General features: G+C 62.1%; 9 protein-coding genes. 6 read left to right on the forward strand and 3 right to left on the reverse strand.

The annotated features are described in order from the left end of the window. Positions 1 to 45: 45 nt before the first annotated feature. The 4 genes from ACNPM4_RS08620 (at position 46) to ACNPM4_RS08635 (ending at position 3999) form a co-directional block, all read left to right on the forward strand. Positions 46 to 978 (forward strand): ABC-three component system protein, encoded by a 933-nt coding sequence (locus ACNPM4_RS08620; RefSeq protein ID WP_448985405.1) that lies wholly within the window; start codon positions 46 to 48, stop codon positions 976 to 978. After that, positions 975 to 1223: an ABC-three component system middle component 6 gene (locus tag ACNPM4_RS08625; RefSeq protein WP_448985406.1), complete on the forward strand. Its 249-nt coding sequence runs from the start codon at positions 975 to 977 to the stop codon at positions 1221 to 1223. Before ACNPM4_RS08620 ends, ACNPM4_RS08625 begins: the two co-directional genes overlap by 4 nt. Further along, a complete protein-coding gene (locus ACNPM4_RS08630) occupies positions 1224 to 2963 on the forward strand; it encodes an ABC-three component system protein (RefSeq protein WP_448985407.1) in 1740 nt (579 codons plus the stop codon). Positions 2964 to 3075: 112 nt separating this feature from the next. Beyond that, complete coding sequence (locus tag ACNPM4_RS08635; protein WP_448985408.1) at positions 3076 to 3999, forward strand: DUF2971 domain-containing protein; 924 nt, start codon at positions 3076 to 3078, stop codon at positions 3997 to 3999. Between the two features lie 327 nt (positions 4000 to 4326). On the opposite strand, the gene ACNPM4_RS08640 is transcribed toward ACNPM4_RS08635, so the two are convergent. The 3 genes from ACNPM4_RS08640 to ACNPM4_RS08650 form a co-directional block, all read right to left on the reverse strand. After that, positions 4327 to 4854, reverse strand: coding sequence for an RNA polymerase sigma factor (locus tag ACNPM4_RS08640; protein WP_400856314.1), 528 nt, complete (start codon positions 4852 to 4854; stop codon positions 4327 to 4329). Next, the gene (locus tag ACNPM4_RS08645) at positions 4851 to 5459 is read right to left on the reverse strand and encodes a hypothetical protein (RefSeq protein ID WP_400856313.1); all 609 of its coding nucleotides are present in this window, start codon (positions 5457 to 5459) and stop codon (positions 4851 to 4853) included. The genes ACNPM4_RS08640 and ACNPM4_RS08645 overlap by 4 nt, the downstream gene beginning before the upstream one ends. A 110-nt stretch (positions 5460 to 5569) precedes the next feature. After that, positions 5570 to 6244, reverse strand: coding sequence for a GntR family transcriptional regulator (locus ACNPM4_RS08650; RefSeq protein ID WP_029261133.1), 675 nt, complete (start codon positions 6242 to 6244; stop codon positions 5570 to 5572). 99 nt (positions 6245 to 6343) lie between these two features. On the opposite strand from ACNPM4_RS08650, the gene ACNPM4_RS08655 reads away from it, so the two are divergent. Together ACNPM4_RS08655 and ACNPM4_RS08660 are read left to right on the forward strand one after the other, a co-directional pair. Further along, positions 6344 to 7408, forward strand: a complete 1065-nt coding sequence (locus ACNPM4_RS08655; protein ID WP_105712271.1) for a sugar ABC transporter substrate-binding protein — start codon at positions 6344 to 6346, stop codon at positions 7406 to 7408. A gap of 27 nt (positions 7409 to 7435) precedes the next feature. Continuing rightward, positions 7436 to 8456, forward strand: a 1021-nt coding sequence (locus ACNPM4_RS08660; RefSeq protein ID WP_448985409.1) for a mandelate racemase/muconate lactonizing enzyme family protein, incomplete at its 3' end; no start/stop codon positions are given.

Raw genomic sequence — 8456 nt, forward strand, 5'->3', positions numbered from 1 at the left:
CGATACAGTTGTCCAAACCGGGATGCGTAGTGAGGGAGGCCACGGATGGACTTTGACGAGCGGATGGCACTGCGCCCTGTTTTGTGGTCAGTTCTGCATGAGCGCACGGGGAACTCGTTCGAAGCGCTGTTCCACGACATCATGACGCTGTGCTTCGACGGGTTTGTTGACGTTCGAACTCACGGGAACATCGGAGACCAGGGCAGCGATGGATTGTCTCTCCACGATAAGAAGCTCTACGCGTGCTACGCCCCAGAGGTCCCGAGCGCCAGCGCTGCGATCTCCAAGCTCAATTCGGACATCACGAGCGCTCTTCGTCAACGGGCGGGGCAGTTCTCAACGTTCGTATTCGTTCACAACGATGCTCGCGGAGTTCATCCAGAAGTTTCGCGACGTCTCGCAGAGCTTCGTGACGAGCACCCTGAGATCACGTTTGAGCTGATCGGTTTTCGAAAGCTCAGAGATCTACTTAGCAACTGCTCGGCCAGCGACGTGGAGCATGTTCTCGGGCGCCAGCTTCCTCTAAACCACGTCGTCAGCATGGGTCTTGATGAAATGATTGAGCTTCTCGGGGTCCTTCAGCGCAATCGGCTTCCCGACGATGCCCCCGCCACTCCGCACCCGGTATCGGTGAACAAGCTCGCGTACAGCAGCCTGACGGAAGAAACACAGGCGGAGCTGCGGGATGGCATGAAGCACAGCGACGCGATTGAGCGCTACTACTCAGAGCGCATCGATGTCACCGAGCGCGATGACGTGGCGGCGCGTTTCCAGGCCGAGTATCGCGCATTCTCCGAAGCAGCCCTCGACCCAGAAGAGATCCTTCTCGGCTTGCGTACGTTCCTAGGAGGCTCTCGACCGGCCTCGGCGCCTGTGTACCGTGCGCAGACCGCAGCATTGGCCTTCTTCTTCCAGTCATGCGATATTTTTGATAACCCACCTGCGGATTGGCGACCGCCGGTAGGTATGAGCTTGTGATAACCCCCACGAAGGGAATTGCTCCGCAACGGGCGTTGCTGTCGGTGGCGGCGCAGATCAGCGAGTCTCTCAGTGAACCTATGAGCGTGAGTCAAGCATGGGACGCGCTCGCCAGTTGGCGGATTGCCAATGGGGCCACCGAACCGCTTTCATTCGCTTGGTTCTCCTACGCGCTTGACGTTCTATACACAATAGGCGCGGTCCATTTTGATGACGGCATTCTATATAAGATTGGTGGTCAGTAGGTGCTGCGCAAGCTCTCTTCGCCTTCCCCGGAGTTCAAGACAGTTGCATTCCAGCCGGGAATGAACATGCTGATTGCTGAAGAGAGCGAGTCGTCATCGACGACGGACAGTCGTAACGGAGCCGGAAAGTCCTCGCTGATCGAGATTCTGCACTTTGCGCTCGGACTCAGTCGACTAACCGACTCAGTGCTTAAGAATCCCGCGCTCTCCAAGCATGCATTCAATCTAACGCTCGACTGGCGGCGCACGGCAGACGAGGTGTCAGTGAGTCGATCGAATGACAAAAGAAGTCGCGTCATCCTGTCCCCGAATGTTGCCAATGCTGCTCAACTTGTTAGCACGACCGGCACAGCGACGATTCCTGAGTGGACAAGCGCCATTGGAAGGGACCTTTTTAATTTACCTGCCGATCACCCTGGTCTCAGTGCCCGCGCAATGATCTCGCTCTACATTCGCAGGGTTAGTCAACACGGGATGGACGACCCAATCTCGACCTTCTCTCGACAGTCAGTTGCCGATGCGACGACTAATCTCACCTACCTCTTGGGCTTGAACTGGCGGCTTGTATCCGGGTATCAGGGCATCGCTTCTCGGGAGAAGTTGCGGCGAGAGTTGACGCGTGCAACCAAGGACCCGGTGTTCGGCTTGGTCGTCGGTTCGGCTTCGGAGCTTCGGGGGCAGGTAGTTGCTGTCTCAAAACGAGTCCAGGAGCTCGAAGAGCAGCTCGCAGACTTCCAAGTTGTGCCCGAATACGAAACGATCCAGCGGCAGGCCGACGAGATCGACGAGTCGATTCGCAGTTCACGACTCCGGGATGCAGCGGACCGACGGAATCTTATCGATCTTGAGGCGTCAATTGAAGCCGAGAATGAGCCTGATAGTAGTTACGTCGAGCGCGTGTATCGCCAGCTTGGCCTCGCCCTCCCCGAAAGTGTGAAGCGCACATACGATGACGTGCGCGCGTTTCATGAGTCAGTCACTCGAAATCGCCGTGCCTACCTGGAGGCCGAGATCGCTGCGACTCGTGCGCGACTTGAGGAACGTGCTGCGCAGCGAGAAGCCATGGGTGCAGAGCATTCGACGCTCTTGGAGCGGCTTAGCCGAGGCGGGGCTCTTGATGCATACTCCACGCTAGCGAGCCAGCTCTCGACCGCGCGAGCGCAGATGGACAGCCTGGCTGCTCGGCTTGAGACTGCTAAGAAACTTGAGGCTACCAAGTCCGAGATCAAGCTTGAACGACTATCGCTGCAACAGAAGATCACGCGTGATCTGGACGAGCGAACGGCGCAAGTCGACGAGATCAATTCACTGTTTCAATCATTCGCCTCGGCGCTTTATGGAGCTGAGCGGGAGTCATACGTGGAGATCGCACCGCTTGAGACCAGCCTCCGAGTCAGGCCCCATATCGGTGGAGAAGACAGCCGCGGCATCGGGCAGATGGTCATCTTTTGCTTCGACTTGACCTGGGCTGTGCTCGCGCATCGTGGCGGGCGCGGGCCCGATTTTCTTGTACATGACAGTCATCTCTTCGACGGGGTCGACGAGCGGCAGGTGTCGCGAGCGTTTCAGCTAGCAGCGCGAGTGTGTGAAGAAGAAGGCATGCAGTACATCGTCACTATGAACTCGGACGACCTCGCAAAGACGGAACCTTTTGGGTTCAATCCGGAGCCGTACGTCATCGAGCCCACTCTGACCGATTCGTATGAAGATGGCGGGCTCTTTGGAATCCAGTTCACGTAACTTGCTGGTCCTGTGTCCGTACCTCCGCTGAAACCCTCGACCAGCCGCGACCAACCATCACTTCCGCGGAATCACGCGGCAAACGGAGACCAAGCCTGCGAAAGGTAATCACATGGTCCGAAAGCTGTACAAGTATCTAGGCAGCGAGCTTGCAGGCGTAGCTCTCTCACAGGATGGAGCAACCCTAAAGTTCTCCTTGCCGAGAGAATTCAATGACCCATACGAGCTGTTTCTCACAGTGGATCACAACTCTTCTCCCGCGACCCTCGCTTTTTACGAGGAAGTGATGGGGGAGATATTGGATATGCCCACAACCTGCTTCTCGAGCAACCCCGATGTGGTTCCTATGTGGGCTCACTACGGCCAGAACAGTCAGGGCTTCGTCATCGAAGTAGATGAAGACATTCTGCGCGCCGAGCTCCGCGACGACGGCGTCATTCAGGACGTAACGTACCGCGACTCGCGCCCCGATGAACTCGCAGCGTCACTCGCGCGGGCCCAGTATCGCCAGAAGCCTAGAGATATCTACTTTCTCCGCAATAGCGTGTACAACGCCGCGTACTTCACGAAGGCTTCGTGTTGGTCGTACGAGAAGGAACGGCGTCTCGTCCTGAACGATGCGACCATGCTCCTCCAAAAGGGTGAGGCTTCGATCCTTCCGATCTCGCGTCAGTGCGTGACAGCGGTGATCCTCGGCTCGAACGTCGATGCTGACACGGAGTCGAGACTGCGCTCGTTCGCAGCGGAGATTGGTTGCGAAGTTTACAAATGCAGGGTCGGGCGGACTAGCATCACCCCCTACTTCACGGATTCGAGCGGTTCGACTTGTGTCTTTGTGGACGGCGCGATCTCAGAAGCTGAGAACTCCTGCCAATCCTGCGGTGAACCTCTAGAACAGGGCGATCACTGCTCATGGTGCAGGATCCAGGAAGAGGATCGGGACGTTGCGGCAGCGAGTAACCCTTGGCGGTTGCTTGATGCAACAGGGCTCTTGCAGAATTACATCAGTTCGATGGACGCCATCGGCAAGAAGTAGTCGTACGCGAGCGTGGTCCTGTACGCCTCAGATCCTCAAGAATTCCTGGCCTCGACAAAGTTGACGTCTTGCCTCAGTGGCCTCTGTGCCGGTTCCGTGCCGGTAACTCCGCTGAAACCACCCTCAACCAGCTATCACCAACCATGACGACTTCCGCGGAATCACGCGGCAAACGGCGACCAACGAGTGCCCGTCAGTGCACCGCATCTAACTCATAATCGTGAGGTCGCGGGTTCAAGCCCCGCTCCTGCTACAGACTTAAACCCCCGGTCATCCGGGGGTTTTGTCGTTTGCGGGTGTGGGGATCTTCGGCCCTGCGGGTTGCTCCTAGAGGCCTCGCTGAAGGCGCTGAAGCGCCCTCCCGTAGCGCGTGCGTGCGGTGGACTCGTTCATCGAGAGGAGTCGTGCGGCCTCGGCGATGGTGAAGCCGTCCCAATGGATCAGGGTGACGAGCTCCCGTGATCGCGCATCGAGAGACATCACCGCCCGACGGACGACCTCTGCTCGCATCCTCACCTCAGCGGCGGCATCGGCGGCGTTGTCGGGCTGCGCGGCGCTGCGCAGATGCTCCCTCAGGTCGTCTGCGAGCGCGATCCGCTTCGCAGTGTGCCGGTAGTACTCCCGAAGCACGTTCCGCGCGATGCCGAAACACCACATTCTCGATTCCGGATCAGTCGCGGGCACACGTGTCGCGTTCTCCCAGAGGGCCAACAACACGCGCCCCAGAAGGTCCGCCGCGTCCTCCGGCTGGTTCACACGACGTCGAAGGTAGCGGAGGATGTCGTCGGCGTTCTCTTTGACGACGACTTCGATCCACTCCGCGGTCTCGGAGGCCGGGGCGCATCCGCCCGTCACCGCAGTTGTCCCGTGCAGTCCATCGTCGCGCCAGCCGACTGGCCGTCCTGCTGGAGACCAGCGGGGATCTCGTCCCAGATCAGATCCGTCGCGCGGGAGAACGAGAAGTCGTCGCGGATCTCCTGCGTGTCCACCTCCCAGTCGTCATTGGGGCCGGGGACGAATGGGTTGGCGATCGCTTCGTCGTAGATGTGCTGACCGATCCCCGTCCAGTCATGGTTCTGGACGAACTCTGCAAGCCGCTCATCGGCTGCAGTCCGGTGGGCGGGGTCGCCGAAGTGGATCCCGTAGCGGCACGTCACGTCTACGCCGGTGTCCGTCGTGTAGACGATGGGGATCTCCGCATCGAGCTCGACTTGAGTCCCGTTCACCAACAGGCTGAGAGGGATCACGATCGCGGCGCCGGTCAGAGCGACCACGCCGACGATGCCGAACGGAATCAGGATGCGCCGGCGCTTCCACCACGGTGAGTGCGTGGGATGCACGGCTTTGGCGGCATCCTGCGCTTCGGCCGTCATGCGCCGAACAAGATCGTGCAGCCTCGCGTCGTCGCGTTCCCCGACGGGATCTGCCGACGCGATCTCCGACTGCAGCTTTTCGTCCATCATGTGCTCCTTCGACATCGTCTCTCATGAAGGACATGACAGAAGGTCGCCGAACCGTCTCAACTGCGTTCCGTCGAGAAGTTCGGCGCCGTCCGGCAAGTGGCTGCGTGTCAGTCGACGACGCGCATCAGCCGGTCGCGGGAGCGCTCGATGTGCGTGCGCATCGACTCCGCCGCCGCGGTGGGGTCGCCCTCGGTGATGGCGCGGACGATGGCCGCGTGCTCGTCGACCGTGTCGGACACGTACGCGCCCGTGTAGGCGAGTCGGAACGTGTGCAGGTGGCAGTGCGTGCGCGCATACGCCTGGCGGACCGTCTCGTTCTGCGCCGACCGGAACACGAGGTCGTGCAGTCGCACGTCATGGCGGGAGAGCAGGCGATAGGCGTCCGCCTCTCCGACCGCGGTCCGCCCCGTCTCGACCTCGTGAGCGAGTTCCTTCAGATCCGTGGCCGAGCGGCGTTCGGCGGCGCTCGCCGCGCTGCCCGGCTCCAGCAGCAGTCGCAGTTCGAAGAGTTCGGTCAGCCGCGTCCGGTCGAGCAGATCGGTCGTGCGGTACCCGCGCAGGGGGAGCTTCTCGACGAGCCCGTCCGACTCGAGTCGCGCGAGCGCCTCTCGCACCGGAGTGGGTGACACTTCGAACTGCCGGGCCAGCTCGCCGGCGTTGATGCGCGCGTCCGGCGGGTAGGTTCCGTCGAGGATCGACTGCTGGAGCGCGCCGTACACCTCGTCGCCGAGCATCGTGCGTGCACCGGGGGTGAAGGAGGGCAACTGACCGAGCGTAGACATCCGACCTTTCCCTTGACATAGCGGCGGAGTGCAGCCATCATATCCTTTGAAAGATCAAATACGATATTTCAAAAGGAACCCTTTCCTGGAGGCTCAAAGATGCGCATCACACAGCACGTGCGGCTCGGCGCCGTCATCGCGGCAGCCGCCGCCCTCACCCTCGCGCTCGGCGCGTGCACCCCGCAGAACGCCGATCCGGATGCCGGCGGCGACGGGGCCGGCGGGGATCTGTCCGACGTGCGCGTCGCCCTCGTTCCCGGCGGCGCCCACCCGTACTTCCAGCCCTGGATCGAGGCCGGCGAGAAGGCGGCCAAGGACTTCAGCCTCGGCGAGGTCACGTTCAACGAGACCGCCGAGTGGGACCAGACCAAGCAGAACGATGTGATCAACTCGCTCGTGGCCAACGGCTATAACGCGTTCGGCATCTTCGGCGTCTCCCCGACGGACATCAACGCGACCTTCAAGAAGCTCACCGATGCGGGGGTCGCGGTCGGATCCATCGCCTCCTGTCCGGCCGGCGACGAGAACCTCGCCGCCTTCTGCCTCTCGACCGACACCGAGGAGGCCGCGTACCAGGCTGCCGCTGCGGCGATCGAGGCGATCGGCGGCAAGGGCACGATCGTGCACATGACCGGCAACAACGTCGATTCCAACACGCAGCGCCGTATCGAGGGTGTCCAGCGCGCGATCGACGAGACCGACGGCGCCGTCACCCTGCTCCAGACGATTACCGACGTCGACACCGACCTCGCCACGGCCCAGAAGGCGGCATCCGACCTCCTCGCCGCAAGCGGCTCCGAGATCAACGCGATCGTCACCACGGCCTACAACCCGGCCGTCGCGAGCGCCGAGGCGATCGCCGAATCCGGCCTCGAGATCCAGCTCGTCGCGATCGACGACGACGCCACCATCCTCGACGGCATCCGCGACGGCTCCGTCTACGGAACGGTCGCGCAGAACCCCGCCGGCCAGGCCTATGTGGGCAGCTGGGTGCTGGCTCAGCTCGCGAGCGGCACCTGCGAGATGGCCGACCCCGGTGTGATCGTCGACTCCGGCTCGTTCGTCGTCACGAAGGACAACGTCGACACGTACGACGACGAGCGCGTCGCGTTCGCCGAGAAGGTGAAGAAGCAGTTCGACGACGAGCTGCTCACCTGCAAGTGATCTGACCCACACCAGGAGATGTACCCGATGGCCAGTACGATCACCGATGCTCGCGCGTTCCTCGTGGACGTCGCCGTCGAGACCGAACGCACGGATGCCGTGCAGAGCTTCGTGTCTCAGGAGACGATCTTCGTCGAGCTCACCACGAGCGATGGCCTGCACGGCCTCGGGTACTCCTACACGATCGGAACAGGGGGTCGCGCGGTGCTGTCGATGCTGCGCGACCACCTGCTCCCGATCCTCGTCGGCCAGGAAGCCGACCGCATCGAGGCGGTCTGGTACCGCCTGTTCGCCTCGACCCGCGCGACGACGACCGGGGCCATCACCTCGCTGGCCCTCGCCGCCGTCGACACGGCGCTGTGGGACATCGCCTCGCGCAGAGCGGGACTCCCGTTGTGGCGCCTCGCGGGTGGGTTCCGCCGTGACATCCCCCTCTATGACACCGAAGGCGGGTGGCTGCACCTCGACTCCGACGAGCTGGTGGCCGGTGCGCTCGCCTCGAAGGATGCCGGTCTCAAGGGTGTCAAGGTGAAGATCGGCAAGCCGAGTGGGCAGGAGGATCGCGAGCGACTGACGGCCGTTCGTGACGCCGTCGGCTCGCACTTCGACATCATGGTCGACGCCAACCAGTCCCTGACCGGCGCGGAGGCCATCCGTCGTGCTCGACTGTTCGACGGACTCGACCTCGGCTGGATCGAGGAGCCCCTGCCCGCCGATGACATCGAGGGGCATGCCAGGCTCGCGGCATCGACCTCGACACCGATCGCGGTGGGGGAGTCGATGTACTCGATCGCGCAGTTCCGCGAGTATCTCGACCGCGGCGCCGCGGGAATCGTCCAGGTGGACGTCGCCCGCATCGGCGGCATCACCCCTTGGCTGAAGGTCGCGCACCTCGCTGAGTCGTTCAACGTGCACGTGTGCCCGCACTTCCTCATGGAGCTGCACGTGAGCCTGGTCGCCGCAGTGCCGAACGGACGCTACGTCGAGCACATCCCGCAGCTGCGCGCGATCACCCGGACCGGTATGACCATCGAAGGCGGCCGCGGCC

The organism is Microbacterium umsixpiens, from assembly GCF_053543675.1.

Bases quoted from the DNA above. Each gene is read 5' to 3' on its own strand.
- ACNPM4_RS08620 (WP_448985405.1), top strand. From the start codon at position 46: ATGGACTTTGACGAGCGGATGGCACTGCGCCCTGTTTTGTGGTCAGTT.
- ACNPM4_RS08635 (WP_448985408.1), top strand. From the start codon at position 3,076: ATGGTCCGAAAGCTGTACAAGTATCTAGGCAGCGAGCTTGCAGGCGTA.
- ACNPM4_RS08645 (WP_400856313.1), bottom strand. From the start codon at position 5,459: ATGGACGAAAAGCTGCAGTCGGAGATCGCGTCGGCAGATCCCGTCGGG.
- ACNPM4_RS08650 (WP_029261133.1), bottom strand. From the start codon at position 6,244: ATGTCTACGCTCGGTCAGTTGCCCTCCTTCACCCCCGGTGCACGCACG.
- ACNPM4_RS08655 (WP_105712271.1), top strand. From the start codon at position 6,344: ATGCGCATCACACAGCACGTGCGGCTCGGCGCCGTCATCGCGGCAGCC.